This is a genomic window from Carboxydocella thermautotrophica (assembly GCA_003054495.1).
Taxonomy (GTDB): domain Bacteria; phylum Bacillota.
Genome location: CP028514.1, coordinates 1,555,142 through 1,581,379, shown reverse-complemented (window position 1 = coordinate 1,581,379; position 26,238 = coordinate 1,555,142). Strand labels below are relative to the sequence as shown.

Annotated in this window: 31 protein-coding genes; all 31 read left to right on the top strand. The window is 44.0% G+C overall.

What is annotated here, in order from left to right; translation table 11 throughout:
- Positions 1 to 4 precede the first annotated feature (4 nt).
- The 31 genes from CTH_RS08030 to CTH_RS07880 all read left to right on the top strand — a co-directional run bounded on the left by CTH_RS08030 (position 5) and on the right by CTH_RS07880 (position 26,176).
- The gene (locus CTH_RS08030; protein ID WP_159071884.1) at positions 5 to 520 is read left to right on the top strand and encodes a MotE family protein; all 516 of its coding nucleotides are present in this window, start codon (positions 5 to 7) and stop codon (positions 518 to 520) included.
- A 4-nt stretch (positions 521 to 524) separates the two neighbouring features.
- Entirely contained in the window at positions 525 to 2,045 is a 1,521-nt protein-coding gene (locus tag CTH_RS08025; RefSeq protein WP_159073841.1) for a flagellar hook-length control protein FliK, read from the top strand.
- 13 nt (positions 2,046 to 2,058) lie between these two features.
- Positions 2,059 to 2,454: a flagellar hook capping FlgD N-terminal domain-containing protein gene (locus CTH_RS08020; RefSeq protein ID WP_078665291.1), complete on the top strand. Its 396-nt coding sequence runs from the start codon at positions 2,059 to 2,061 to the stop codon at positions 2,452 to 2,454.
- A gap of 19 nt (positions 2,455 to 2,473) precedes the next feature.
- Entirely contained in the window at positions 2,474 to 2,851 is a 378-nt protein-coding gene (locus CTH_RS08015) for a TIGR02530 family flagellar biosynthesis protein (RefSeq protein WP_078665290.1), read from the top strand.
- 77 nt (positions 2,852 to 2,928) lie between these two features.
- Complete coding sequence (locus CTH_RS08010; protein ID WP_078665289.1) at positions 2,929 to 5,013, top strand: flagellar hook protein FlgE; 2,085 nt, start codon at positions 2,929 to 2,931, stop codon at positions 5,011 to 5,013.
- 61 nt (positions 5,014 to 5,074) lie between these two features.
- On the top strand, positions 5,075 to 5,272 hold the full coding sequence (locus CTH_RS08005) for a flagellar FlbD family protein (RefSeq protein ID WP_078665288.1): 198 nt from the start codon (positions 5,075 to 5,077) through the stop codon (positions 5,270 to 5,272).
- Between the two features lie 10 nt (positions 5,273 to 5,282).
- On the top strand, positions 5,283 to 6,065 hold the full coding sequence (locus CTH_RS08000) for a flagellar motor protein (RefSeq protein WP_078665287.1): 783 nt from the start codon (positions 5,283 to 5,285) through the stop codon (positions 6,063 to 6,065).
- Positions 6,066 to 6,068: 3 nt separating this feature from the next.
- Positions 6,069 to 6,881, top strand: coding sequence for an OmpA family protein (locus tag CTH_RS07995; RefSeq protein WP_107753497.1), 813 nt, complete (start codon positions 6,069 to 6,071; stop codon positions 6,879 to 6,881).
- An 18-nt stretch (positions 6,882 to 6,899) separates the two neighbouring features.
- On the top strand, positions 6,900 to 7,376 hold the full coding sequence (locus CTH_RS07990; RefSeq protein WP_107753494.1) for a flagellar basal body-associated FliL family protein: 477 nt from the start codon (positions 6,900 to 6,902) through the stop codon (positions 7,374 to 7,376).
- Positions 7,377 to 7,394: 18 nt separating this feature from the next.
- Positions 7,395 to 8,429 carry a flagellar motor switch protein FliM gene (gene fliM / locus CTH_RS07985; protein ID WP_107753493.1) on the top strand — a complete coding sequence of 345 codons (1,035 nt, stop codon included), beginning with the start codon at positions 7,395 to 7,397 and terminating at the stop codon, positions 8,427 to 8,429.
- Positions 8,426 to 9,589, top strand: coding sequence for a flagellar motor switch phosphatase FliY (fliY, locus tag CTH_RS07980; protein WP_107753491.1), 1,164 nt, complete (start codon positions 8,426 to 8,428; stop codon positions 9,587 to 9,589). Before fliM ends, fliY begins: the two co-directional genes overlap by 4 nt.
- 21 nt (positions 9,590 to 9,610) lie before the next feature.
- Positions 9,611 to 9,973, top strand: a complete 363-nt coding sequence (locus tag CTH_RS07975) for a response regulator (protein WP_078665282.1) — start codon at positions 9,611 to 9,613, stop codon at positions 9,971 to 9,973.
- Positions 9,974 to 9,997: 24 nt separating this feature from the next.
- A complete protein-coding gene (locus tag CTH_RS07970) occupies positions 9,998 to 10,537 on the top strand; it encodes a FliO/MopB family protein (protein WP_078665281.1) in 540 nt (179 codons plus the stop codon).
- Between the two features lies 1 nt (position 10,538).
- Positions 10,539 to 11,255, top strand: a complete 717-nt coding sequence (fliP, locus tag CTH_RS07965; protein ID WP_079933052.1) for a flagellar type III secretion system pore protein FliP — start codon at positions 10,539 to 10,541, stop codon at positions 11,253 to 11,255.
- Between the two features lie 11 nt (positions 11,256 to 11,266).
- A complete protein-coding gene (fliQ, locus tag CTH_RS07960) occupies positions 11,267 to 11,536 on the top strand; it encodes a flagellar biosynthesis protein FliQ (protein WP_078665279.1) in 270 nt (89 codons plus the stop codon).
- Between the two features lie 13 nt (positions 11,537 to 11,549).
- Positions 11,550 to 12,323, top strand: coding sequence for a flagellar biosynthetic protein FliR (gene fliR / locus CTH_RS07955; RefSeq protein WP_079907441.1), 774 nt, complete (start codon positions 11,550 to 11,552; stop codon positions 12,321 to 12,323).
- A gap of 11 nt (positions 12,324 to 12,334) precedes the next feature.
- On the top strand, positions 12,335 to 13,423 hold the full coding sequence (flhB, locus tag CTH_RS07950; protein WP_107753488.1) for a flagellar biosynthesis protein FlhB: 1,089 nt from the start codon (positions 12,335 to 12,337) through the stop codon (positions 13,421 to 13,423).
- A gap of 18 nt (positions 13,424 to 13,441) precedes the next feature.
- A complete protein-coding gene (gene flhA, locus CTH_RS07945; RefSeq protein ID WP_107753486.1) occupies positions 13,442 to 15,505 on the top strand; it encodes a flagellar biosynthesis protein FlhA in 2,064 nt (687 codons plus the stop codon).
- 1 nt (position 15,506) lies between these two features.
- Positions 15,507 to 16,607: a flagellar biosynthesis GTPase FlhF gene (flhF, locus tag CTH_RS07940; RefSeq protein WP_079933049.1), complete on the top strand. Its 1,101-nt coding sequence runs from the start codon at positions 15,507 to 15,509 to the stop codon at positions 16,605 to 16,607.
- A gap of 3 nt (positions 16,608 to 16,610) precedes the next feature.
- The gene (locus tag CTH_RS07935; RefSeq protein WP_078665274.1) at positions 16,611 to 17,507 is read left to right on the top strand and encodes a MinD/ParA family protein; all 897 of its coding nucleotides are present in this window, start codon (positions 16,611 to 16,613) and stop codon (positions 17,505 to 17,507) included.
- Positions 17,508 to 17,520: 13 nt separating this feature from the next.
- Positions 17,521 to 18,165: a flagellar brake protein gene (locus CTH_RS07930; protein ID WP_078665273.1), complete on the top strand. Its 645-nt coding sequence runs from the start codon at positions 17,521 to 17,523 to the stop codon at positions 18,163 to 18,165.
- Positions 18,166 to 18,176: 11 nt separating this feature from the next.
- Complete coding sequence (locus CTH_RS07925; protein ID WP_078665272.1) at positions 18,177 to 19,211, top strand: protein-glutamate methylesterase/protein-glutamine glutaminase; 1,035 nt, start codon at positions 18,177 to 18,179, stop codon at positions 19,209 to 19,211.
- A 19-nt stretch (positions 19,212 to 19,230) separates the two neighbouring features.
- On the top strand, positions 19,231 to 21,252 hold the full coding sequence (locus tag CTH_RS07920; protein WP_078665271.1) for a chemotaxis protein CheA: 2,022 nt from the start codon (positions 19,231 to 19,233) through the stop codon (positions 21,250 to 21,252).
- A gap of 5 nt (positions 21,253 to 21,257) precedes the next feature.
- Positions 21,258 to 21,680 (top strand): chemotaxis protein CheW, encoded by a 423-nt coding sequence (locus CTH_RS07915; RefSeq protein ID WP_159073840.1) that lies wholly within the window; start codon positions 21,258 to 21,260, stop codon positions 21,678 to 21,680.
- Positions 21,659 to 22,270, top strand: coding sequence for a chemotaxis protein CheC (locus tag CTH_RS07910; protein ID WP_107753482.1), 612 nt, complete (start codon positions 21,659 to 21,661; stop codon positions 22,268 to 22,270). Before CTH_RS07915 ends, CTH_RS07910 begins: the two co-directional genes overlap by 22 nt.
- A 6-nt stretch (positions 22,271 to 22,276) precedes the next feature.
- Positions 22,277 to 22,759, top strand: coding sequence for a chemotaxis protein CheD (locus CTH_RS07905; RefSeq protein ID WP_079933047.1), 483 nt, complete (start codon positions 22,277 to 22,279; stop codon positions 22,757 to 22,759).
- A gap of 12 nt (positions 22,760 to 22,771) precedes the next feature.
- Positions 22,772 to 23,563, top strand: coding sequence for a FliA/WhiG family RNA polymerase sigma factor (locus tag CTH_RS07900; RefSeq protein WP_107753480.1), 792 nt, complete (start codon positions 22,772 to 22,774; stop codon positions 23,561 to 23,563).
- Positions 23,564 to 23,580: 17 nt separating this feature from the next.
- On the top strand, positions 23,581 to 24,984 hold the full coding sequence (locus tag CTH_RS07895) for a DUF342 domain-containing protein (protein WP_107753478.1): 1,404 nt from the start codon (positions 23,581 to 23,583) through the stop codon (positions 24,982 to 24,984).
- Between the two features lie 10 nt (positions 24,985 to 24,994).
- Complete coding sequence (locus tag CTH_RS07890) at positions 24,995 to 25,261, top strand: hypothetical protein (protein ID WP_107753477.1); 267 nt, start codon at positions 24,995 to 24,997, stop codon at positions 25,259 to 25,261.
- A gap of 13 nt (positions 25,262 to 25,274) precedes the next feature.
- On the top strand, positions 25,275 to 25,721 hold the full coding sequence (locus CTH_RS07885) for a DUF6115 domain-containing protein (protein ID WP_143311824.1): 447 nt from the start codon (positions 25,275 to 25,277) through the stop codon (positions 25,719 to 25,721).
- Positions 25,721 to 26,176 (top strand): endolytic transglycosylase MltG, encoded by a 456-nt coding sequence (locus CTH_RS07880; protein WP_107753475.1) that lies wholly within the window; start codon positions 25,721 to 25,723, stop codon positions 26,174 to 26,176. The genes CTH_RS07885 and CTH_RS07880 overlap by 1 nt, the downstream gene beginning before the upstream one ends.
- The last annotated feature ends 62 nt before the right edge of the window (positions 26,177 to 26,238 follow it).

Sequence of the window (26,238 nt, the reverse complement as noted above, 5' to 3'; positions counted from 1 at the left end):
AGGAATGAGGGTAGTAAAATGGATTTTATTTGTCCTGCTGTTAGCAGGGGTTGTTGCAGGAGCGGCCTGGGCCCTGGACCATTACCAGATTTGGAGCTGGCGGAAAACTGAAAAAACTGCTACAACTAAAACTGTTAAAAATCAGCAAGCCTTATTGGAAGAAGAAATCCAGAAACTCAAACAAGAGAATGAACAGCTCAGGAAAAAATTGACGGAAACAGAAAAGCAAGCTAACCTTTTAACTGATCAAATCAATAAACAAAAGGCTGAAATGGAACAAATGCAACAGGAACTGGTTCAAAGCCGGCTTGAGAATAATGACAAAAAAGCCCAACAGCTGGCTGCGTACTATACTGAGATGAAACCGCAGCAAGCAGCGGCGGTACTGGTTAAGCTGGATAATAACCTCACTGTCAACATCCTGGCGGCTATGGAAGCCGATGTGGTGGCAAAAATTTTGGCGGCTATGTCGCCTGACCAGGCGGCTGGTTATACCAAAATGCTGAATGAGAGGAGGTGAGCGAGTGGAAAATGTCAATTTAGCCGCCTTGCTGCTGGGGTTTCCTGAACTCAAGAAAATTGAGACTGCAGGCAATGCAAATGGGAAAGCAGGGGATTTTACCTCATTGCTGCTTTCTGTTTTGGCTCCTGTGCAGGAAAGCAAACAGGAACAGGCTGAGCCAGTCAAACAGAAAGAGGAAGGTGAAGGCATTAACAGAGCTAAGGATTTGCCTCTTGAACTTTTTAACCTGCTCTCCATACCATCATTAGCGCCCCGATCCCAGATGATTACTGAACAAGAGGGGCAGCTACTGGATCAGGTTCAAGTTCAAGTTCAAGTTCAAGAACCGGGCCAGGGACCAATATTAGTAGATGCAGTAAGGCAACCGCCTACTGTCTCCCCTGCTGTTTTAGGGGTAAGACTGCCAGGACAAGGGCAGATTTTAGCAGACACAGCAATACCTGTCGAAGACAAGGAGCCCTCAACTGGACAAACATCATTGTTTCATGAGTTTCCAGTTAAGCCTTTAGCTGATCTGATAGTGCTAAAACAAGAATCTCCAGCAGTTATGCCCAAGGCAGATATGCCAGACCTTAAACCTCAAATAAAAGATTCCGGTTTATCACTACAATTTGAGCAGCCAGCTGATATGCAATCTATGAAACTAATTAAGGCTTTAACTGGCCAGGTAGCACAGAAGCAAGAATCTGCATTAGTCGTATCGAAAGCAGATTCCGGTTTATCGCTTCAATTTAAGCTACCTGAAATGCGATCCCGGGAACCCATAATGGTACAACCCAGGATGGTACGGGTTAATGAAGTTTTAAATCTACCGCAAATCGCAAAAGAACAGCATCAGGTTCCGCAACAGGAAAAGCTGGAAATGTTAAAGGCTACGCTGGTTGCAAATTCTGGAGAAGAAGGTTTGAAAGAGAAAGTGCTTATCTATGTGAAGGAAAATGGGCCCTCAGTTCAGCCAGGGGAACCTGGCGAGGAAATGGCAAGTGAGAATTGGGAAACTTCAGATCAACCAGTTGCTCAAACCAGGCATTTTTCTCTACCGGAATTCCACAGGGATAGTGAGCCAGTTCAAGCACCGGCAGATAAACAGCAAGTGACCAGACAGATTAATGAACAAATCGTTCAGAAGAGCCAGGTGGTTCGGGAACAGCAAAAAACGACCATTGAAATTCAATTAAAACCTGAACATCTAGGGAAGCTGGAAATTGTCCTCAAAGTGGAAAACGGAGTTTTGCAAGGGGAAATCAAGGTTCTGGATAGTTTCGTGCGTCAAACTATTGAGGCAGATCTTGCTAATCTCAAACAAAGCCTGGCTGACCAGGGGCTGAAACTGGGACAACTTACTGTTTCAGACCTGCAGAACGGGATATTTCAGCAGTTTCAGCAGGAACAGCGAGAGAGAAATTCGGGTATGTTCAAGCAGTTCACAAAACGTTCCCTTCGTACATGGTTGCAGGAAGAGCTGGAGCACAGCGAAACTGCTGCTGAAATCAAACTGAGTCAGATTAATTATCGAGCTTAAGGAGGTGAGAAAGATGACTATCAGTAAGGTTCAGCAAACTACCAATCAGGGTGGGGTAGCACCAAAAGCAAATAATAAAGACCTGGGCAAAGATGCGTTTCTACAGTTGCTGACCACTCAATTGCGCTATCAGGATCCGCTGCGCCCTATGGAAGATAAGGATTTTATTGCCCAACTGGCCCAGTTCAGCAGCCTGGAACAAATGCAGAACCTGAACTTAAATGTTAACTTGTTACGAGGAACTGAACTGCTCGGCAAGACGGTTAAAGCCAAATTGACTGATGAAAAAGGGCAGGAAAGAGTTATTTCCGGGCTGGTAACTGCTGCTCAGAAGGTAGATGGACAGGTAAAACTGACAGTTAATGATCAAGTTGTAAGCATTGAACAGATTTTGGAAGTTAGCCTGTGACCGGGAGGGATAGAGAGCTATGAGTGAGATGTTACGCGGAATTACCGGTCAGAGTATAAAACCTGCTGTCAATCAGCCTGGGCATGGCATCAGCAAAAACGTTAATTTTGCGGGGATCCTGCAACAAGCGGTAAACAAGCAAAAGTTGAAGTTTTCCGGCCATGCCTTAGAACGATTGGGCCTCAGAAACAGCACCATCAGTGAAAGGGCTCAGCAAAAACTGGAAGATGCTGTCGCCAAAGCTGCTGCAAAAGGAGCAAAGGAAGCGCTAATCTGGCTGGATAATACGGCTTATGTGGTAAGTATCAAAAACAGGACTGTAATTACAGCGGTAACCAAAGAAGCAATGAAGGAAAATGTCTTTACCAATATAGATTGTGCTGTAATTATGGATTAACGGGCTGGACCTCAGTGAGGAGGCCCAGGTGCCGTGGACTGACTGAAGCGGTACAAAAAGAGGAGGTTTGATTGCGTATGATGCGTTCATTATTCTCTGGTGTGTCGGGTTTGAGAAATCATCAAACCAAAATGGATGTGATCGGTAATAATATTGCTAATATAAATACGGTTGGGTTTAAAAGAGGACGGGTTAATTTTCAGGAAATGCTGGTACAAACCATTCGAGGTGCCTCTGCTCCTCAAGGGGGGCGCGGTGGCGTCAATGCTCAACAGGTAGGTCTGGGTGTCCAGGTGGCCAGCATCGATTATGTTCAGACCCAGGGTAACCTGCAGTCTACTGGCAAGACCACTGACCTGGCCCTGCAGGGGGATGGTTTCTTTATCCTTTCTGATGGTGCGGATCAGCTCTATACCAGAACCGGGATTTTTGACCTGGACCAGGATGGCAATCTGATTTTTGCCTCCAACGGGATGAAGGTAATGGGTTGGACCACAGTTGATGCCTATGGCAAGATAGTCACTAATACCAGCTTAACTAATATCACTATTCCCATCGGTCAGTCCATGAAACCTCAGGCAACCGAAGCAGTGACCTATGCCAACAATCTGGATGCCAGTGCCAAACTTGGGACTGTTCATCAGACACAGGTAGAGGTTTATGATTCTGTTGGCAATGCCCATACTATAGTGACAAACTTCGAAAAATTATCTGTTGATGCTGATGGAAATACCACCTGGGGTTATACAGTTAGCTTAGGTAATAACGATGCGATAATTCAAACTTTTATCGGTCAATTTGACACCTATGATTCGTTATTACCTGGAGGCCCTGGAGATCCTATTCCTACACCAACCACGAAGCTGGAAACGCAATATCAGGTATTAAACCTGGCCCAGAGAGCAGCTTTTCTGGCAAACCCTAATGTTACCATAGATGGCAAGCCGATTACTAAGGACTTAAAATTCTCTGATCTGGTTCAGGATACTGGTAATCCAGCCTTTTCCATTCGTGACCAGGTATCGTATCTCACGGGGGGCGCGGCTAATTTTGATTCATTGGATGTAGCCCAAAAGCTATTTATTTTAGAAGCAGCTTATGCGGCAGTGGAGGCAAATAAACAGGTAGCTGCTGGCAACCCCAAATTTTCCGGAGACTATAGTTTGAATGTAACTGCACCGTATACTGGAGCGGGCACCGTATTTGGCAATAATTATTATATTGATAATTTAGGTGTTCCTTATCCGCTTACCGTAACAGATCCCGCTGCCAATACTGATCCTTCAGTAGCTGAAACTATAACAATAAAAATTTATTCGGATAGTGACCCTACTGGTTTTACAATAACTTTAACAGAAACAGGTCCTGATACAGGTATTTTCCAAAGTGATTTTAATTTTACCAATGGCGCATCTAATGCCGCAACCAGAAGTATCAAGGTTAAGGATGGAGACACGATAACTATCGAATATGGCGGTAGTACTGTAGATACCGCTAGATGGTACACGACAACATATAGTCCTGAATATGTTGATGATTTGTTAAAGGTACAAACTAGCCTGGGAATCGATAAACTTAATCCCAGATATGGCTATATTATTTTCGATCAGAGCGGTCAGTTAAAAGCTGATGAAACCCGACTGGCAAACTTGATTATCGATCCGAAAAATATAAATTTGACCAGAGCTTATAGTTTTTCCCCTTCCGGGGCCAAGACAGTAAATATTATTCCTGATTTCAAGTCCCTTACTCAGTACACTTCGCCTTTTACAGCCAGTGCTGTTAACCAGAACGGGAACCCGGCGGGTACTTTGCAGAGCTTTACCATCGACAAGAATGGGACAGTTACCGGTATATTCTCTAACGGTTTTACCAAAGATCTGGCAGTAATTGCTATTGCTAATTTCAATAATCCGGGCGGGTTGATGAAAATGGGCGAAAACCTTTTCAAACGTTCCAACAACTCCGGTTTGGCCCAGATTGGCCCGGCTGGCACAGGTGGACGGGGTTCTATTACCCCCGGGGCGCTGGAAATGTCCAATGTGGATTTGAGCCAGGAATTCACTGATATGATTGTGACCCAGAGGGGGTTCCAGGCCAATTCACGGATTATAACTACTTCTGATGAAATGTTACAGGAACTGGTTAATCTAAAGAGGTAGTTTAAATTGATAATCCAAGCAGCCGCTCTCGGCTGCTTGGATTAATTAGAAGGTGACATAAATGATAAAGGTCACGCGTTTAAATGGAAAAGAGTTTGTTGTCAATTGCGAGCAAATAGAGTTTATAGAACAAACCCCAGATACGGTGATATCCCTTGTTAGTGGCAAAAAAGTTGTTGTGCAGGAAAGTGTAGATGAAATTATTGGAAAAGTAATTCACTATAAACGCCAGATTGGTATGTTCCCGGTAGAGAAGTGAGGTGTAAATAGTGGACTTAGCGACAATCATTGGTCTGGTTTTAGCGATTGCTTCGCTGTTGATCAGTGTTATTTTAGAAGGTGGGGAACTACATTCATTAATCAACGAATCAGCGGCTTTACTGGTCTTTGGCGGCACCATAGGGGCTACCCTGATCTGTTATTCCCTTGAAGATATAAAAGAAATCGGAAAGGTATTAAAAATAGCTTTTACTACTCAAAAAACTGACCCGATCAGTGTTATTGAAAACCTGGTCAGTTTTGCTGAAAGAGCCAGAAGAGAAGGTTTACTTGCTTTAGAAAATGAGACAAGTAGCATGGACGATGATTTTTTACGTAAAGGAATACAATTAATCGTTGACGGTACAGACCCGGAACTTGTTAGAAATATTTTGGAAACAGAATTGGCCTTTTTAGAACAAAGACATCATCGCAGCGCAAGTATCTTTGAAACTGCCGGTGGTTTTGCACCGACGATGGGGATTATTGGGACTGTTATGGGGCTGGTTCACGTTTTGGGGAACTTATCGGATGTAGCCGGGCTAGGGCCGGCTATTGCCACCGCTTTTATAGCAACATTTTATGGGGTGTCTTCAGCAAACGTTATCTTTTTGCCGCTGGCAAACAAACTAAAAGGTAAAAGTAGCACTGAACAACTTATCAGAGAAATAATGATAGAGGGAATACTTTCCATTCAGGCAGGTGAAAACCCCAGGATTGTAAAAGAAAAGCTAATGGCATTTTTATCTCCCAAAATTAGGTCTCAGCTCCCTGTTGAAGGAGGGGAGAAATAATATATGGCACGCAAACAAAAAACTGCCAGTTCGGGCGGTGGAGGGGGGCATGGTGGCAGCGGCGAGCTTCGCTGGTTGCTAACATATGCCGATTTGATTACCTTATTACTAGCCTTTTTTGTTATTATGTATTCCATGTCGCAGACTGATGCCAAAAAATATCAAGCATTGGCGCATTCTTTATCAATTGCATTTAATAGTTCAAGTGGCGGTAGTAGCGTTGTTCTTGACCAAGGGGGAGCTTCGACAGTTCAGGTACCAGCACCTGAAGAACAAAGTAGCAGTGATTTGGAATTGTTAAAAAAGAAAAAACAGGAAATGGAAATCAGAAAAAAAGAAAATGAGGAGTTTCAAAAAATAAAAGAACAAATAGAGAAATATGCTGCTAAATTAGGATTTAAAAATAAAGTGATTATGAATATCGAGGAACGGGGCTTGGTTATAAGCCTGGCAGATTCTGTTATGTTTGACACAGGTAAAGCCAATTTAACACCAATGGCAATAAAGGTTCTGGATCAGATGGCCGGATTACTTAAACAACTAAATAATCCGATTAGAATTGAGGGACATACTGATAACGTACCAATTAAAAATAGTAAATATCCAAGTAACTGGCAATTATCAACGGATCGTGCTACTACGGTACTAATTTATTTGATTGAAAAACATGGATTGTCCCCCCAAAAATTATCTGCTGCAGGATATGGTGAATACAAGCCGATAGTACCTAATACATCAGAAGAAAATCGCAGCAGAAATAGAAGGGTTGATATAGTCATTCTTCATTCTTCTGAATCAGAAAAAGAACCTAAATGATAAATGGGGGTGTAAAGGTTGGCTTCAGAGACCAACAATGAAACCAAAAGCAACAAAATCTATTTTACCATTGGGATTGCAATAATTATTATCGTTGTAGCGGTAGTAGGAACCAATTATTTTTTAATTAAAAGTCTATTGCCGAGTTTGACCAAGCAACCAGCAGCTACTGAAAGCAAATCATCAGAAATAGGACCGATTATTGAAGCTGGAGAATTTATAGTTAATTTAAATGATCCCGAAGCTTCACCCTATTTAAAAACCAAAGTTACTATAGAATTAACTAATGCAAAAAATGAGGCAACAGCTAAAGCGAGGGAAGCGATTATTCGCAATGATATTATTAATATTTTAAGAAGTAAAACACTGGAAGATGTTACCCAGTCAGATTCCATGGTTAATTTAGCCAAGGAAATTACCAAGACGCTTAATGAAAAAACTCTCCCAGGTATGGTGAAAAATGTATATTTCTCGGATTTTGTTGTACAAAAATAAAGCTTGGGAGCTGGTAGTGTGAGTGAAATACTTTCACAAGCAGAAATTGATGCTTTGCTAGCTGCATTAACACAAGAAGAAAAAAAAGATGGTAAAGAGCCTTTAGCAAGTATTTCCCATAATGAACAGGATAGTTTATTATATGGATCGAATAAAAAATCAACTGTAAAAGTTTATGATTTCCGTCGCCCTTCAAAATTCTCAAAGGAACAATTGCATACAATCCAGGCAATTCATGAGAATTTTTGTAGATTAGCTGGAACTTATTTGTCAGCGTATTTACGTATAGCGACCCAGCTAACTGTTGTGTCAGTTGAACAAATTACTTATGAAGAAGTAATAAACTCATTACAAAATCCTTCTATAGTTAGTGTCCTTTCCTCCAAACCGTTAAATGGTAACGTTTTACTTGATATAAATCCTGCTATCGGCTTTGTAATGCTGGATAGGTTATTGGGTGGCCCTGGAGAAAGCGTAGAAAAAGCTCGTAATTTAACAGATATCGAACAAGTTGTTTTACAAAAATTAATAACATCGTTGCTTGGCTATTATTCAGAAGCATGGAGTAATGTCTTTAAAATTGACTTCATTTTAGAGAGTCAGGAAAGTAATCCACAGTTTGTTCAGATAGTTTCACCAAGTGAAATGGTTGTACTGATTGGGATTGAGGCAAGAATTGGGCAACAAACGGGTATGCTTTCGATATGTATTCCCTATTTAACATTAGAACCAATCATAGGAAGATTAAATGCGCATATTTGGTATGGTACAAGCAGGAAAGAAACAGATGTAGAATATTTACAGAAATTGAAAAACAAACTGCAAAAAATTAATGTTAATATTTCTGTGCGATTGGGAGAAGGGACGATTTCGATAAAAGAACTACTTGAAGTGGAAGTTGGGGATATTATTAAGCTTGATACAAAAAGCGATGAACTAGTACGTTTATATATAGGGCAGACTCCTAAATTTTTAGGATTGCCTGGAACTATAGGAAGCCGTTTGGGGGTTCGAATAGTGCGAGTTATTGAAGAAGGAGAAGATAGCCTATGAATAACGGCGTATTATCACAAGAAGAAATCGATGCTCTCCTCCGTTCTGCGACTCTTCAGGACGATAGTTCTCAGCAAGAGGCGACCGCCGGACATGATAACCTGGATTATTTACTAAGTGATATAGAAAAAGACACTCTGGGTGAGCTGGGAAATATGGCGATGGGAGCGGCTGCCACAGCTCTTTCTACATTGCTCAATACCAGGGTCGAGATTACAGCTCCACAGGTTGAAGTAATTACCTATCAAATGCTAGAAAACCGCTACCCTATGCCCTTCGTTCTGGTAGAAGTAGACTATACTTCAGGACTTCATGGAACTAATCTTTTTGTTATTCAGAATCAGGATGCCTTGATCATAGCTGATCTTATGATGGGTAATGATGGTTCTAATCCCCCTCAGGAGCTGGATGAATTTTACCTATCTACGGTCGCCGAAGCGATGAACCAGATGATGGGTTCAGCAGCAACAGCCATGTCCCAGATTCTGGCCGGACGGGTTGAGATTGGTCCACCGCGAACCCGTACCATCAATCTGGCCAGTGAAAAACTGGTAACTGGCCAGGATGAACAAGCGCCTGTGATTTTAATAACATTCTCCATGCAAATTGGAAATTTGGTTAACAGCCATCTACTTCAGCTGATTCCCCTCGATTTGGGAAGGAAGCTGGTAGAACAAATGCTGAGTGATATCAACAAAGGGGAGATGCCACCTGTTCCAGAAACACCTGCCTATATACCGGAACCAGAGCTGGCGCCGGTTATCCAGCAACCCATACAGGACCAGGTAAGCAGAGGGGGAAATGGAGGGGTTCAGTCAATGGCAGGTGAAACGAAAAAAGTCACAGTGCAACCCGTTGAATTCGCTCCCCTGGATAAAGGCGGAGCCAAAGCGGAAATGCCGCAAAACCTGGATTTAATCATGGATGTTCCCCTGCAGATAACAGTGGAACTGGGTAAATCACGGAAAACCATTAAAGAAATTTTAACATTAGGACCGGGGTCAGTGGTGGAACTGGATAAGCTAGCTGGTGAGCCTGTGGATGTACTGGTTAATGGAAAACTGGTGGCCAAAGGTGAGGTAGTAGTTATTGATGAAAACTTTGGCGTCAGGATCACAGATATTGTCAGCCCGATGGAACGATTTGGCAAGTTAACGTAATATTAAGCTGGGGGGAAGATGATGAGCGCCAAAATTCTGGTAGTGGATGATGCTGCCTTTATGCGGATGATGATTAAGGACATTTTGACCAAGGCGGGCTATAATGTAGTGGCTGAAGCGGAAAATGGCCGCAAAGCAGTAGAACTTTATCAACTATTGAAACCAGATCTGGTAACCATGGATATAACCATGCCGGATATGGATGGATTAACAGCTTTGAAAGAGATCAGGAAAATCGATCCAAAAGCGAGAATTATTATTTGCAGTGCCATGGGGCAACAACCGATGGTAATTGATGCCATTCAGGCCGGAGCCCGGGATTTTGTTGTTAAACCTTTCCAGCCTGAACGGGTAATTGAGGCTGTAAAAAAAGCATTACTTTAAAGAAAAAACAAAGGGGGTTTCGGGGTGAAAAAACAACTATTTAGCATTATTTTTGCAGCCTTGCTAATCTTGCCGGGACAACTGGCTGGTGCGGCCCCGACCTCTTTCCAGGATCAACCTTTGCCACCCGCCCTTGGTGAGGAAACAGTTAAGACAGCGGCTCAGACCGAGCTGCCCAGTATAGGTGCATATCTCTTAAAAGTAGTCATCACTCTGGGCCTGCTTGGCGCAGCGGTTTACTGGGTCAAAAATCGCTATTACCGGGTAAACCTACCTGGCCAGCTGGATAGTCAGGTATTAAGGGTAGTCGACAAACTCGATTTATCCGTAAGCAATTCCTTAATTATCGTCGAGGTTGGCAGTCGCTTTTACTTGCTGGGAACAGGTTCTGGTGGTGTGAATTTGCTGACGGAAATAACTGACCAGGAACTGATTGAGGAGCTGATGGCGGCTAAGGGAAATTCACCCCAGCAGCTGGACAGACAGCTGGTTGATTTTACCAGTCAGTTACAAAAGCAGATCGAAAAAATTCGCAATCTGGCCGGGAAAGGGGGCGACCAGTAAAATGTCTTTGCTAATGACCCCTCTGCTGGCTGTTTCCGGGACCATTATACCAGGGATTAAATTAGGAGTAGAGACAACCGGTCAAAATGGTGATTTGAGCTCCAGTTTACAAATTCTTCTGGTATTAACTATCCTGTCTCTGGCGCCGGCGCTGCTAATCCTGATGACCTCATTTACCAGAATCGTAGTGGTTTTGGGTTTTTTGCGCCAGGCCCTGGCTACTCAGCAAATGCCACCGAACCAGGTGATCATAGGTTTAGCTCTCTTTTTGACATTTTTCACTATGGCACCTACCTTTAATCAGGTTAATAAAAATGCTTTACAACCTTATTTTGCAGGGAAAATTACCCAGCAGGAAGCTTTAACTAAGGCAATAGATCCTATACGCGAATTTATGCTGAAGCAAACCCGGGAAAAAGACCTGGCCTTATTTATCCGCTTGCATAAACTGGAGAAACCCAGGACTTATCGAGATATACCCACTTATGTAATTATTCCTGCTTTTGTTATTAGTGAATTAAAAACAGCTTTTGAAATGGGTTTTCTCCTTTTTATCCCATTTATTGTGATTGATATGATTGTAGCTTCCGCCTTAATGTCCATGGGTATGATGATGTTACCTCCAATGATGATTTCACTACCTTTCAAGTTATTGCTGTTTGTACTGGTAGATGGCTGGGATCTGGTTGTGCAGTCATTAATTTTGAGTTTTAGATAGGGTGAAAAACTATGACCCAGGACTTTATTATTTATCTGGGAAAAGAAGCAATATTTACTATTGTTTTGGTTTCCGCGCCGGTGTTGCTGGGCAGCTTACTGGTGGGTTTGCTGGTTAGTATCTTTCAGGCAACCACCCAAATTCAAGAGGCTACCCTGGCTTTTGTACCCAAGATCCTGGCAGTCCTGGCAGTGCTGCTGATTTTTGGCCCCTGGATGATGAATGTTTTATTGAGTTTTGCCGGTAATCTACTGGGGAATTTGCATAAATTTATCGGTTAACAGGGGTTGAGCTATGCAAGAATTACTATTAATAGAGCAAAAATTGCCAGTTTTTCTTCTGGCTTTTTTCCGTATTGGTGGACTGATGGTAATCGCACCGGTTTTCAGTGCTCGTGTACTTCCCCAACAACTGAGAATAGCTATTGCTCTTATTCTAGCTGCTTTAGTTACCATCAGCCTGCCACCTCAGCAGCTACCTGCCTTCACTAATATTTACGGGTTTGTCTGGTTAGCTCTCAATGAATTCACTTTTGGTCTGGCGCTGGGATTTGTGATCTATCTGGTTTTTGCGGCCATCAGTCTGGCAGGAGAGATGATAGACCTGCAAATCGGTTTATCCATGGCCACCCTGGTGGATCCAACTTTTGGACAGGCCATGCCATTGATTGGCAATTTTAAGAACATGCTGGCAGTACTGATTTTTTTGTTAACTGACAGTCATCATTTACTGGTCATGACACTGATCAAGAGTTTTACCTTGTTAAAACCTGGCCAGCCCTGGCTGGAGATGGGGGTTAGTACCCTGGTTTTTAACTGGTTTCCTTTTACAGTAATTACCGGGTTACAAATTGCTTTGCCGGTAGTGGGGGTTCTACTAGTAGTTGATATAGCGCTGGGGATTCTAGCTCGCACTGTACCTCAAATGAATATTTTTGTTGTGGGCTTACCATTGAAAATCTTTATTGGCTTGATTTTTTTGATGCTAAGTCTGCCTCTCTATGTAAAGATTTTAAATCAGGTTTTCTGGCAGGGGTTTGATTTGCTGGCCACATTCATGCATGGATAAGGGGGACGGACATGCTGGAACTAAAATTACAGCAATTACAGCTTTTTGCCGGTGAAAAAACCGAAGAGGCCACCCCTAAACGCCGGCAAGAAGCGCGCAGAAAAGGTCAGGTTCCCCGGAGCCCTGAAGTTGGTTCAGCCTTCGTATTGCTAAGTGCCTTTACTATTTTGTATTTGACCAGTAATTTTGCCTACCAGACTATGGGAGAATTTATTCGAAATATCTACGGTGTGCAGTTAAAAGAGCATTTACTAACAACCAACACTATTCCAGTTCTCCTCTGGCAGGGGATTCTCGTTGGAGCCAAGATCCTCATACCGCTTTTGCTGGGGGCAATCATCGCCGGTGTAGCGGTTAATCTGATTCAAACGGGTTTTCTGTTAACTACTGAAGGGTTAACGATGAAGTGGGAGCGCATAGATCCCGTTGAAGGTTTTAAACGGATTTTCAGCAAGAGAACCCTGGTGGAATTAATTAAATCTCTGTTTAAGGTAACTATTGTTGCTCTTGTTGCCTATGGGATCATTAAAAATCAGATTATGTTTTTTCCCGGTCTGCAAACCGTTGAATTAAATACTGGTCTCGCTTTTATCGGCCATATGATTATTAAGATTGGGTTATACACATCAGGTATGCTGGTGGTGCTGGCATTATTTGATTATGCTTATCAGCGCTGGGAATTTAACAAATCTTTGCGCATGAGTAAGGAAGAAATTAAAGAGGAATACAAACAAACGGAAGGTAACCCGCAAATTAAAGCTAAAATTAAAGAAAGAATGAGAGCTCTGGCTCAAAGAAGAATGATGCAAGAAGTTCCCAGGGCTGATGTGGTTATAACTAACCCGACCCACTTTGCGGTGGCTATCAAATACCAGGCTGGCAAAATGCCTGCTCCTGTGGTAGTAGCCAAGGGTGCAGATTTGTTAGCAAAACGAATAAAAGAAATTGCCCGGGAACACGGGGTTGTTACTGTTGAAAACAAGCCACTGGCACAAGCTTTATATAAAAGCGTTGAAATCGGTGAGTTTATCCCGCCAGAACTATTTCAAGCTGTGGCTGAAGTGCTGGCTTATGTTTACAAGCTAAAAGGGAAAATATAGCCCGAAGGAGGTGGCGTTGTGGCAACACCACAAACAGCGGCTTCGAGAGGCTTTCGCAATAGCGATATAGTGGTAGCAGGAGCAGTAATCATGATGATTTTGTTGATGGTTATCCCTCTGCCGCCGCGGCTTCTGGACGTATTGCTGACCATTAATATCAGCTTGTCTTTAGTAATTTTGCTGGTGACAATGTATATTAAAGATGCCCTGGAGTTTTCCGCTTTTCCCACTTTGTTGCTGGTTATGACTCTCTACCGGCTTTCTTTGAATGTATCTTCTACTCGCTTGATTCTGGGGAACCGGGGGGAAGCGGGGGAGATAATCAGAACCTTTGGTGAGTTTGTTATTGGAGGTAATGCGGTAGTTGGTTTTATTATTTTCTTAATCCTGGTGGTAATTCAGTTTCTGGTCATTACCAAAGGGGCAGAGCGGGTATCGGAAGTTGCTGCTCGCTTTACTTTGGATGCGATGCCCGGTAAGCAAATGAGTATTGATGCTGATTTAAACGCTGGTTTAATCAATGACCAGGAAGCGAAAGAGCGCAGGAAAAATATTCAGCGGGAAGCTGATTTCTACGGGGCTATGGATGGTGCTTCCAAGTTCGTAAAAGGAGATGCTATCGCCTCTCTGGTTATTACTGCAATCAATGTCATCGGTGGGTTTATAATCGGGCTCGTTCAAAATGGAGCCAGCGATATTACCCAGGTCCTGAGGACTTATACGGTGCTTTCGGTTGGTGATGGTCTGGTTACTCAAATTCCTGCATTGCTGATTTCAGTGGCCACAGGTATCACAGTAACACGGGCTGCTTCGGAATCCAGTCTGGGACAGGAACTGGTCGGACAAATGTTTAATAGTCCACGGGCCCTGGCTTTAGCTGCGGCTGCCTTGCTGCTGCTGGCTTTGCTGGGCATGCCTCCTTTGCCGATGATATTACTGGCCTCTATCCTGGGGGGACTGGCCTGGCAAATAAACCGGGCTGCAAAGACCAGTGAGGAGACGGTAGAAGAGGAAGTAGTTAAAGAAGCGGAAGAAGCCCGCAAGCCGGAAAATGTGCTTTCCCTGTTACAGGTGGATTTGATGGAACTGGAGCTGGGCTACAGTTTGATTCCACTGGTAGACAGCTCACAGGGTGGGGATTTGCTGGACCGGGTAGTAATGATTCGCCGTCAGTGTGCCCTGGAGCTGGGAATTGTCTTGCCTCCCATTCGGATGCGGGACAATATGCAGCTTAGACCTAACAGCTATGTTATAAAAATCAAAGGAGTAGAAGTTGCTTCCGGTACATTGATGGTCGACCACTATCTGGCAATGAATGCTGGTCTGGCGGAGGATGATATAGCAGGAATAGACACGGTTGAACCGGCTTTTGGCTTACCGGCCAAGTGGATTCCTGCTCATCTGAAAGAAGAAGCGGAACTAAAAGGTTATACTGTTGTAGACCCATCCTCGGTACTGGCAACTCATTTGACGGAAATCATCAAGTCTCATGCCCATGAGATTCTGGGCCGGCAGGATGTGAAAAAACTGCTGGATAATGTGAAAGAAACCAATCCGGCGGTGGTTGAGGAACTGGTGCCTGACCTGTTGAATCTGGGTGAAATCCAGAAGGTTCTGGCTAACCTGTTAAGGGAGAAAATCTCCATTCGCGATCTGGTTACCATTCTGGAAACCCTGGCAGACCAGGCCCGGGCCACCAAAGACATTGATGTGCTGACTGAATATGTTCGTCAAGCTTTATCAAGACAGATTACCAGACAGTTCGCACGAGACGGACAAATAGCTGTCCTGACCCTGGCCCCGGAGCTGGAACAGCAATTGAGAGAAAATCTACAGCAGACAGAACATGGTTCCTATATCGCTTTAGATCCGATGTCGGCTCAGAAATTCTACACCAGTTTACAGAATGCTGTTAATCAGCAATGGCAGCGGGGGATTCAGCCTGTGTTGTTTTGTCCGCCCTTATTGCGAATTTATATCCGCAGAATCGTGGAACGGGTATTACCGGATTTACCCATCCTTTCCTACAATGAACTGGAAGGGAATGTACAAATTCAAGCGGTTGGGACGGTGACCATCTGAAATGAAAGTAAAACGCTTTGTGGCACCTACAGTTAATGAGGCGATGCTGAAAGTCAGAAATGATATGGGGCGAGATGCTGTGATCATCCATACCCGCAAATTTCGTGAGGGTGGATTTTTCGGGCTCTTTGGCCGCCAGATGGTAGAGGTTACCGCTGCGGTTGAAGAAAAAATTTCCTCTCCTCCAGTACCGTCACAGCCTGTTGAGATCCAGGACAAACAAATAAATGTCGAATTGAAGCAGGAAATTCATGAACTGAAAGAGAAAATTGACCGTATGGCAGAAATAGTGGATGAAAAGAAAATCCCAGCCGAGTTGTCAGAAGAAGGGAAAAAATACTGGGCCCTGCTTCAGGACAAGGAAGTTGAAGAAAACATATTAAGAAAGATTTTTAAACAGCTTAGAGCAAGTGAGGAAGAGAGTCAAACAGAAGAGGAGAAGATACTGCATGTCCTGGAGAAATATTTTAAAAAAGGTAAACCTATTACTGTAAAAAAGAATAAAAACAAAGAAAGACCGCTGGTTGTCTCTTTCATTGGGCCAACAGGGGTTGGTAAAACTACCACGATTGCTAAAATTGCTGCTAACTTTGCTATCAAGCAAAATTTTGCAGTAGCGTTACTGACTTCAGATACTTATCGGGTTGCAGCAGTTGAGCAACTAAAAACCTATGGAGATATTATGGGGCTGCCTGTGGAAGTAGTTTATTCGCCTAAGGACATGAAAGAGGCCATCGAAAAACATCAGGATAAAGATTTACTGCTAATCGATACGGCCGGGCGCAGTCACCGCAACAAAGATAAAATGGTGGAACTCAAAAGCTTTATTGCTGCGGCCCAGCCCGATGAAACCTATTTGGTTCTGAGTGCACCGACAAAACGAAAAGATATGCTGGAGATTGTTGAAAATTACCGGGATATAGAGTTTGACAAAATTATTCTTACCAAAATTGATGAAACTTCTTCTTTTGGCGGTATTCTCTCAGTTCTGCAAAAAACCAGGAAGCCTTTAGTCTATGTTACAACGGGACAAGAAGTACCAGATGATATCAGTGAAGCTGACCCGACCTGGTTAGCTGGTAAACTGATAAAGGAGAGATAAGCCATGGCTGATCAGGCAGAAAAACTACGGCAACTGGCTTTGAATTTAAAGAAACAGGCTGAGGCTGAGCTGAGAGAAAAAGATCCGCGCTTTAACCGAACCAGGGTTATTGCTGTAACGTCAGGGAAAGGCGGGGTCGGTAAAACCAATTTTACCATTAACCTGGCCCTTACTTTAACAAAATTAGGTAAAAAGGTACTGGTTTTCGATGCTGATTTGGGGTTGGCCAATGTGGATGTAGTCCTGGGTGTAACTCCTAAATATACCCTTTATAATCTCATTAAAGATGAGATGAATATTAGAGATATAATTACAACTGGCCCGGGTGGACTGGGGATCATTGCAGGAGGGTCGGGAATTCAGGAACTGGCTAATATATCCCGCAAAAAACTCAATACCTTTATTAAGAGCCTGCAGGAATTAGAGGGTATGGCAGACATACTCCTTATCGATACCGGTGCCGGTCTGAACCGGAATGTGCTGGCTTTTGTGCAGGCGGCAGATGAAGTAATTGTGGTCTGCACACCGGAGCCGACCAGTATTACAGATGCTTATGGTTTAATAAAGGCTTTGCATAGCAAGAAACCGGATGCCCGCATTAGTCTGGTGGTCAACCGGGTCGAAAACATGGAGGAAGGCAAAAATACAGCCAATAAACTAACCATGGTTTCACAGCGTTTCTTGAAATTGAATTTGGAGCAACTGGGTTTTATCTGGGATGATCTCCATGTATCCAAGGCGGTAAAATATCAGGAACCTTTTGTTTTAAAATACCCCAATTGCTTGGCCAGTACCTGTATGAAAGGAATTGCCGATAAATTATTAACGGGGCAGGATACCCAAAAACCGCCAGGTGGAGTTAAATCATTTTTTAACAAAATTATTGGTTTCTTCAGTTGAGGGAGGGATTTGAGTGGCGGTAGTACCGCAGCTGTCGGTAAACCAGAATGTGGAAATAGAATTGCTGGAAGAAAATCTTTCCGGGGTTTACCGCAGCCGAGTAGAAGAGATTGCACCTGACAGAATCATCCTCGCTTTGCCCTTTAGTAAAGGAGTACCTGTTCCCGTAAGAGTAGGAAGCCAAATTCTGGTGCGGTATTTTGACCAGTCGGCAATATACAGCTTTAAATCTGAAGTAATTTCCCGGGCCACAGCTCCCCAAGCGATATTATCCATTAGCATTCCAGAATCAGTAAATCGGGTACAGAGACGCAACTACGTCCGCCTGGATGACAGCGTTCCCCTGACCTTTTATAAACTGCAAGAAGATGATATAACCGGAACTGATACTGTAACCAAAGATATTTCCGGTGGCGGCGTGCGCATCGAAATCCCGCAACCCCTGGAACTGGGGACCGAACTGGAACTCCATTTAAAACTGCCAAAGGATAAAATCATCGCCGTAGGCAAGGTAGTACGCTGCCTGCCCCTGGAAAAACCCAAAAAAGGTTACAATATCGGTATACAGTTTACTATTATTGAAGAACGGGACAGGGATAAAATCATAAAATACATTTTCGATCGGCAACGGGAGCTGAGAAAGAAGGGATTGTTATAGGGGGTTTGGCTATGGAACCATTAAAAGTTTTAGTTGTTGATGATTCAGCATTTATGCGCCAGTACATCACCAGGATCTTAGAAAGCAGCGGTAAAATCAAAGTAGTCGGATATGCCAAAAATGGTCAGGAAGCCATAGAAAAGGTCCAGGAACTAAAACCCCAGGTGATGACTCTGGACGTGGAAATGCCGGTCATGAACGGCCTGGAAGCTTTAAAAATAATTATGGAACAATTCCCACTCCCAGTGGTTATGCTCAGTTCTCTGACGACAGAAGGGGCAGAAGCTACCATTAAAGCTCTGGAACTGGGAGCGGTGGATTTTGTAGCCAAACCTTCAGGACAAATTAGTTTTGATTTGGATAAAGTCCAGGAGGAACTAATCATTAAAGTAAGCAATGCTGCTCTGGCCAAATTGAAAAAAACGAGCAGCAGCCTCTCGCTCCTTCCTCAGACAGGGGCAAAGCTCACTGCTTTTCAGCGTGTTTCCAAGCTGGTTGCAATCGGTACATCCACAGGAGGGCCCAGGGCCTTACAGGAAGTGGTGACCCAGTTTCCACGCAATTTACCGGCGGCTATCCTGATTGTACAGCATATGCCCAGAGGATTTACCAAATCGCTGGCAGAGAGACTGGACAGCATTTCTCATTTAGTAGTCAAGGAAGCGGAAGATGGAGAGGAAATCAAAAACGGGATCGTTTATATCGCACCTGGAGACTATCATATGGAAGTTCGTCAAAATCAGGGCAGTTACTTTATCAGTCTAAACCAGTCACCACCGGTTTCCGGACATCGACCATCAGTAGATGTAATGATGAAATCAGTAGCCCGCTTAAATCTGCCCAAAATCGGGGTGATTATGACCGGTATGGGTGGGGATGGCTCTGATGGAATGGTGGAAATCAAAAAGTCCGGGGGTAAAACTATCGCCCAGGATGAAAGTTCATGTGTGGTTTTTGGTATGCCAAAAGTAGCAATCCAAAAAGGTGGCGTTGATGTAGTTGTGCCTTTGAATAAAATTGCCCTGGAGATAATGAAATGGCTATAGCCCAGGGGAGGGGAGAATTGTGGATCTGTCCCAGTATCTAACCATATTTTTTGAGGAAGCACGGGAGCATTTGCAAAAAATCAGTGAGTGTTTGCTGGAGCTGGAAAAAGATCCGTGTAACCTGGAAACCATCAATGAGCTCTTTCGCAGTGCCCATACTTTGAAAGGAATGTCGGCAACGATGGGTTTTACCCAGATGGCCGAACTTACCCATGAAATGGAAAGTTTCTTGCAACCCTACCGGGGAACCCAGCAATGTATCAGTTCCAATGGGATTGACCTTTTGCTGAAAGTAGCTGATACGCTGGAAATTATGCTGGAGGAAGTCGCCAGCCAGGGCAGTATTCAAACATCGCCGCAGGATATTATCAATCAGCTTAGGAATCATCAACCTGAGGCCGCTGAATCAGTTACTACCAAAAAAAATGAAGAGTCTAAACCGACAACTTCCCCCGCACCTGCTATGGTACTCAATGAGTATGAAGTAAGAGTGGTACAGGATGCCAGTAGCCAGGGGTTAAATGTCTGGAAAATCAAAGTAATTCTACGGGAAGATTGTTTAATGAAAGTGCCCCGGGTATTGATGGTTTATCGCAATTTGGAGCAGCTGGGGGAAATTATTAAAACCGTACCTGACACATCGGAAATTGAAGAAGACAATTTTGACCGGATAGTGGAATTTCTGTTAATAAGCTCCGAATCAGCCAGTGCAGTAGAAACAGCTATGCAATCTGTCTCTGAACTGGAAAGCTATCACATCGAAGCCTTTCAGCTTCAGGCCAGACCGGTACAGGAAACAAAAACAGAAAAACCGGCAGTATCATCAGGGCAGGAAACGATAAAACCAGCGGTAGAATCTGATAAGAAACCGTCAGGACAGTTGAAAGCTCAAACCCTCAGGGTGGATATTCAGAAACTGGATATATTGATGAACCTGGTGGGAGAACTGGTAATAAATAAAACCCGCTTATTCGCCATCGCCAGGAAAAATGGACTGAAAGAACTTAACGAGACTATCGAACAAATGGATTTTATTTTCTCCGAATTACAAAACCTGGTAATGAAAGTTCGCATGGTACCAGTTGAGACGGTGTTCAATCGTTTTCCTCGCATGGTTAGGGATCTGGCCAGAGAACTGGGAAAAGAGATCGATTTTCAGGTTTATGGAGCTGATACAGAGCTGGATCGCACGGTGATAGATGAAATTGGGGAGCCACTGGTGCATCTACTGCGAAATGCCATTGACCACGGTATTGAATCCCCTGCTGAGCGGCTGGCAAAAGGAAAACCAGCTGCCGGAACCATCAGTCTTTCGGCTTTTCATGAAGGGAATCATGTGGTCATTGAAATTAAGGATGATGGCAAAGGGATTGATACTGAGAAAGTAGTACAAAAGGCTTTGCAGAACGGTCTTATCAATAGCGTTGAAGCGGAACAAATGAGTGAAGAGGAAAAACTGGCTCTGATTTTCCGACCGGGATTGAGTACAGCAGAAAAAGTGACCGATATTTCTGGCCGTGGTGTGGGAATGGATGCAGTGAAGAAAAAAATTGAATCCCTCAATGGGCGGATTATGCTGAATTCTCGTTTGCATCAGGGCACCACTGTGCACATTATTTTGCCTTTAACTTTAGCGATTTTGCAGAGCTTACTTATCAAGATCGGTCAGGAGACCTATGCAGTACCGATCGGCTATATCGAAGAAACAGCGGCAATTTTACAAAGGGATATTCTGGAACTACAGGGGGCTTATTATATAAAACTAAGGGAAGTACTGGTTCCTGTGTACATTTTAAAAGAATTGCTGGAACACCCCTGGGAGATACCAGAGCCGGAAACAGAATTGCCTGTGGTTATTGTCAGAACAGGGAGACAGAGGATAGGGTTGATCGTGGACGAACTGCTGGGACAGCAGGAAATCGTCATCAAGTCCCTGGGCCCACTTTTGACAGGGATTTCAGGCATTGCAGGTGCTACCATTTTAGCCAATGGTGAAGTTGCCTTGATCCTGGATGTCCCATCCCTATTGACGGGGAGGTAAAGGCAGTGGAGGTTCAAATTGTTGTATTTCGTTTACAAAACAAATGGTATGGTCTTTATATCAACAGAGTGAAGGAAATTTTTCCGCTCGTTAAAATTACCAGGGTGCCGCGGACACCCTCCTATATTCTCGGGGTGATAAACCTGCGGGGAACAGTAGTACCAGTCCTTTCTTTGCACCGGTTGTTTGGCTTGCCGGAACCGTTAAGCACTGAAGAAAACCGAATTATAATTTTGACTGAACAGGAGGGTATGTTTGGGGTACTGGCTGATGAAATTAGCAGTGTAACCAAGGTAGGAGAAGATCAGATTCAAACTGATATCTACGAAAAATATATTGACGCTTTTGTTAAATTGCCAGATCGGGTAGTGATGGTATTGAAACGGCAATTTAAGGAGGAATTGGGGTGGGGGAATTCAAAAAATTGAGTGAAGCGCAGCTGGATGTAATCAGGGAAGTTTGCAATATTGGTGCTGGTAATGGTGCCACTGCTCTGGCCACCATGCTGGGTCAGAGAGTAGAGATGTCAGTGCCGGAGATAAATATTGTTTCTTATCAGGAGATTCTGGAAGCATCGCCTATTTGCCAGGAAACTGTTTATGGTATTTACCAGAAGGTTAAGGGGCAAGCTCCAGGAGAAGTTTTATGGCTCTTGCCGCAATCCATGGCCCAGCAACTGGTGGAAATGCTGTTACAGCGCTCTGTAACTGAGACGGGGAATTTTAATCAGTTTGAGTTATCGGCCCTGGCTGAAGTCGGAAATATCGTAACAGGAGGTTTTCTAGCGGCCATTACTGGCTTTACTGGTATCAGATTTTATCCTTCGATACCGGGGGTGGCCCTGGATTATGGCTGCAATATCCTTTCTAGTGTTGCTGCGGAACTAGGGCATGTTTCCAATGAGGTACTGATAATAGAGACCATATTCAAGCTAAATCACAAGGAAATGATCGGGCACTTTTTCCTCTTGCCTGAGCCTGATTCCCTTAGAGTTATAGTTACGGCGCTGGGAGTGTAAGTTGAGATGGAGATTATAAAAGTTGGGATGGCTGATTTAAAGATAGGACAGGCTCCTGCCCGGTTATTGACTTCTGGTCTGGGTTCCTGTGTAGGCATATGTCTCTGGGATTTTCTCAGCAAAAAAGGCGGCATGGCCCATATTATGCTGCCAGATAGCACTAAAGCCAGGGTAGTGGGAAATCCCGCGAAATTTGCTGATACAGCCGTACCGGCACTAATCCAGTTGCTGGAAAACCATGGGGCTTGCCGCCGTCGGTTAAAAGCTAAGATTGCAGGCGGGGCCCAGATGTTTTCCTTTGGTGGTGAACATGAAATCATGAAAGTGGGACAGAGAAATGTGGAAGCGGTAAAAACAGCCCTTGCTGCCTGGGATATTCCTTTGCTGGCGGAGGACACTGGAGGAAATATCGGGCGAACCATTGAATTTGACCTGGAAACAGGGCTTGTGCATATTCGTACTATGGCAGCTAAAAACTATCATATCTAAAGAGGTGAGCCCATGTTGGCCATTAAATTGAGCGGGCAAAAGGATGAACAGCTCTGGGCAGAATATAAAGAAAAAAAAGGACCAGAGTTGAAGGAGGCCCTCATTAAACGTTATGCTCATCTCGTTAAATATGTGGCGGGCAGGCTTATTTCAGGCTTGCCATCCAGTATCACTTATGATGAATTATTAAGTTTTGGTACCTTTGGTTTACTGGAAGCCATCGAACGGTTTGAGCCTGAGCGAGGCATCAAATTTGAAACTTATGCGGTAGCCCGCATCAAAGGGGCGATAATCGATGGCTTGCGCCAGCTGGATTGGATGCCAGCTTCAGTAAGAGCCAGAGTAAAGAAATTAGAACAGGGAATTTGGGAGTTAGAACAGCGTTTGGGTAGGTCGGCTACGGATGAAGAAATTTGCCAGGCTTTAGGTTTGTCAGAGGAGCAATATCAGCAGCTGCTGGTACAGAGCTCCCAGGGGGTTATTTTTTCCCTTGATGAATTGATTCCTGGGGAAGAAGAAAATACTGCCGGATTCCATGAATTGATCGCCGACAAAAGTCAACCAACCCTTGAGGAACAGTTTCAGCTTCAAGCAGTCAAGCAAATTCTTGCCGACGCTATTGCCAAACTGCCAGAAAAGGAGAAACTAGTTGTAGCCCTGTATTATTATAATGGTTTGACCTTAAAGGAGATAGGACAAGTAATTGGAGTTAGTGAATCCCGGGTTTCACAGCTGCATACCAAAGCAATTTTCCGGTTACGGGGCCGGCTCAGTCGACAGAAGCAAAAGATTTTTGCGGAATAACCGGGGGAGGGGCTGTCATGGATCAGCAGAAAGAAAAGAAAATCGTTTTAAGTCTCGAAACCAGTGCGGATAACATGACAGCCTTTTTACAGCTGCTTGCAGCAGCAGAAGAAAGTGACCAGAAACTGGAACAATTGGTCTGGAAAGCTATCAATGAACGGAAGATTAAATATGGTTTGATTGAGGAAAATATTAAAACCGCTATTGTAAAACGGAATGGCGAAAAAATTCTACTAGCCCGGGGCCGGGAACCTGTAGCTGGAATAGATGCTTGTATTAAATATCATTTTGAAATTAATGGGCTCCCTCTAACTCCCAAAGCCCGTCAGGACGGGTCGGTCGACTATTATAACCTGGAACTGATTCAACAGGTTAAAGCCGGGGATGTGCTGGCCGAGCGGGTTCCTCCTGTACCTGGCCAGGATGGAATGGACATATTTGGTCGGGTGATTCCTGCTAAAAAGGCAAAAGATGTGGTCTTGAAAGCAGGAAAAGGAACGCGCCTTTTGCAGGAGGAAAATATAATTGTTGCAGAAAAAAACGGACATGTGGCCTTGATTAATGGCAAAGTAACCGTATCTGATATATATGAGGTGCGGGGTAATGTGGATTTTTCCACCGGAAACATTGATTTTGATGGCACCATCCGTATCACCGGTGATGTGCTTGGCGGATTTCAGGTCAAAGCTACCGCTGATGTGGAAGTAGGTGGTGCTGTCTTAGGAGGCAGTATCCAGGCCGGGGGACATTTGCGGGTACGTAATGGCATTATTGGCAAAAAAGGCGCTCAGATATCCTGTCAGGGTAACCTGTTTGCAGCCTATGTTGAAAACGCATTCATTGAATGTGGCGGGAATGTGCAAATCGGGAAAGGGATTATGCACAGCCAGGTAATTGCGGAAGGTTCGGTCATAGTGGAAGGCAGCAAAGCTCTGATTGCCGGCGGGGAAGTCCGGGCTGGACGGGACATCCGGGCCAAAACTGTGGGAGCACCGATGGGGACTCATACTTTGCTGGAAGCTGGAGTAAGCCCGAAACTGAAACTTAGATATTTAGCGACTGTATCCGGGCTGACAGCAGTTCAACAAAGTTTGACCAAAGCAAAGCAAATCATTGACCTTCTGCAGCGAATGAAGGAAAAGGCCGGTGAGCTTCCTGATGAAAAGAAGGCATTGTTAATTAAGGTAAAACGATCAGTAATTAATCTGGAAGCTGAATTAAAAAATTTGATAGTCGAGGAGCAGGAGCTATTAACTTTATTGCAAACCTCAATTGAAGGCAAAATAATGATAGAAAAAATTGTCCATCCCGGAACCCGGATCGTCATTGGTGACCAGACCCTGATTATCGATGAACCCGTGCAATACGTGTCTTTTCAGCTGAATCAGGAAGGTGAAATCGAAATGCGGCCTTTGCGTTAGGGGGAGAGCGATGGGTATTAAGCCTGTTGATATGCAAAATACTTTCATTAAAGTTCAGGAAGTAAGCAAAATCCAGCAAACTGAGCTGGCTGCTCGCCAGCAGGCTAATCAGGAATTCAGCGCTCAACTGGATAAACAGACCCGAAATGTGAAACAAAAGATTCAAGCCAGCAGCAAAACGCTGGGCAGTCGTGTACGAAAAAAAACGGAAAAAGACAAAGAAAAGCAGGAAGAACGGGAAGAAGGGAAAAAGGAACATCTGGATATTCTGGTATAGGAGACGATTTGCGGTGACATTAGAATGGTGGATGTTGTTAGCAGGTATACTGGCTCTGGGCTGGAGTTTCTGGCTGGAAAAAAGGGAAAATCTGAAACGTCAGGACGAACTATTAACGATATTGACCAGGGTTGAACAGGCAAAAGCAGATGTAGCCTTGTTATTGACAGAAGTGGAAGAAGCGGCAGAAAAACTGGTTAACAGGCTGGAAAAAACAGTGGTATCGGATGGAGACCCACAGGTTATGAAAAAGCCTAAAACTAAGGACAAAGTTAAAGAAAACCGGGAAAAAGATAAGGAGCCGCAGAAGAAAATGGATTCCCGGTTTAAAAATAAAGATGAAATCATAGCCTTATGGCAATCAGGGCTATCGATAGATGAAATTGCGGCCCGTCTGGGAATAGGCAAAGGGGAAGCCCAGCTGATTATAGATTTATTTGGCAAGGAGGCAGGGCGATAATGGGTAGGCAAGCCTTTTGGCGCGGTTTGGGCATAGGCCTGGTACTGGGCGGTTTAGCCCTGTTTTTTGCAAAAAGCAACCTGCAGTTATCAGAAGCAGAACTAATTAGCCGGGCCCGCTCCCTGGGTATGATTACTCGACAGGAGGCGGCGGAAAAGGTAGCCCAGGAACTGGCCAACGCCAGGAAAGAATGGGAAAAACAAGCCCAGCAACGTTTGCCGGTCCAGCCTGCCCAGCAACAATCAGCAGAACGCATGGTTCTAGTGGTTTTGCCCAAAGGGGTTACTTCAGAAAAAATAGCGGATATTCTGCTGGCAGAAGGATTAATCCAGGATAAAAAAGCTTTTCTGATGGAAGTGGATAAGGCGGGACTGGCCCGGAAGTTTAAAGCGGGAACTTATCAGATAAAACAAAACACATCGGTTGCTGACATTCTTAAAACCCTGACCCACTGAACCCTTGCCAATTAAATCAAGTTATGTTAAAATAGCAAATGGTGTGTAAAATACACACGTCT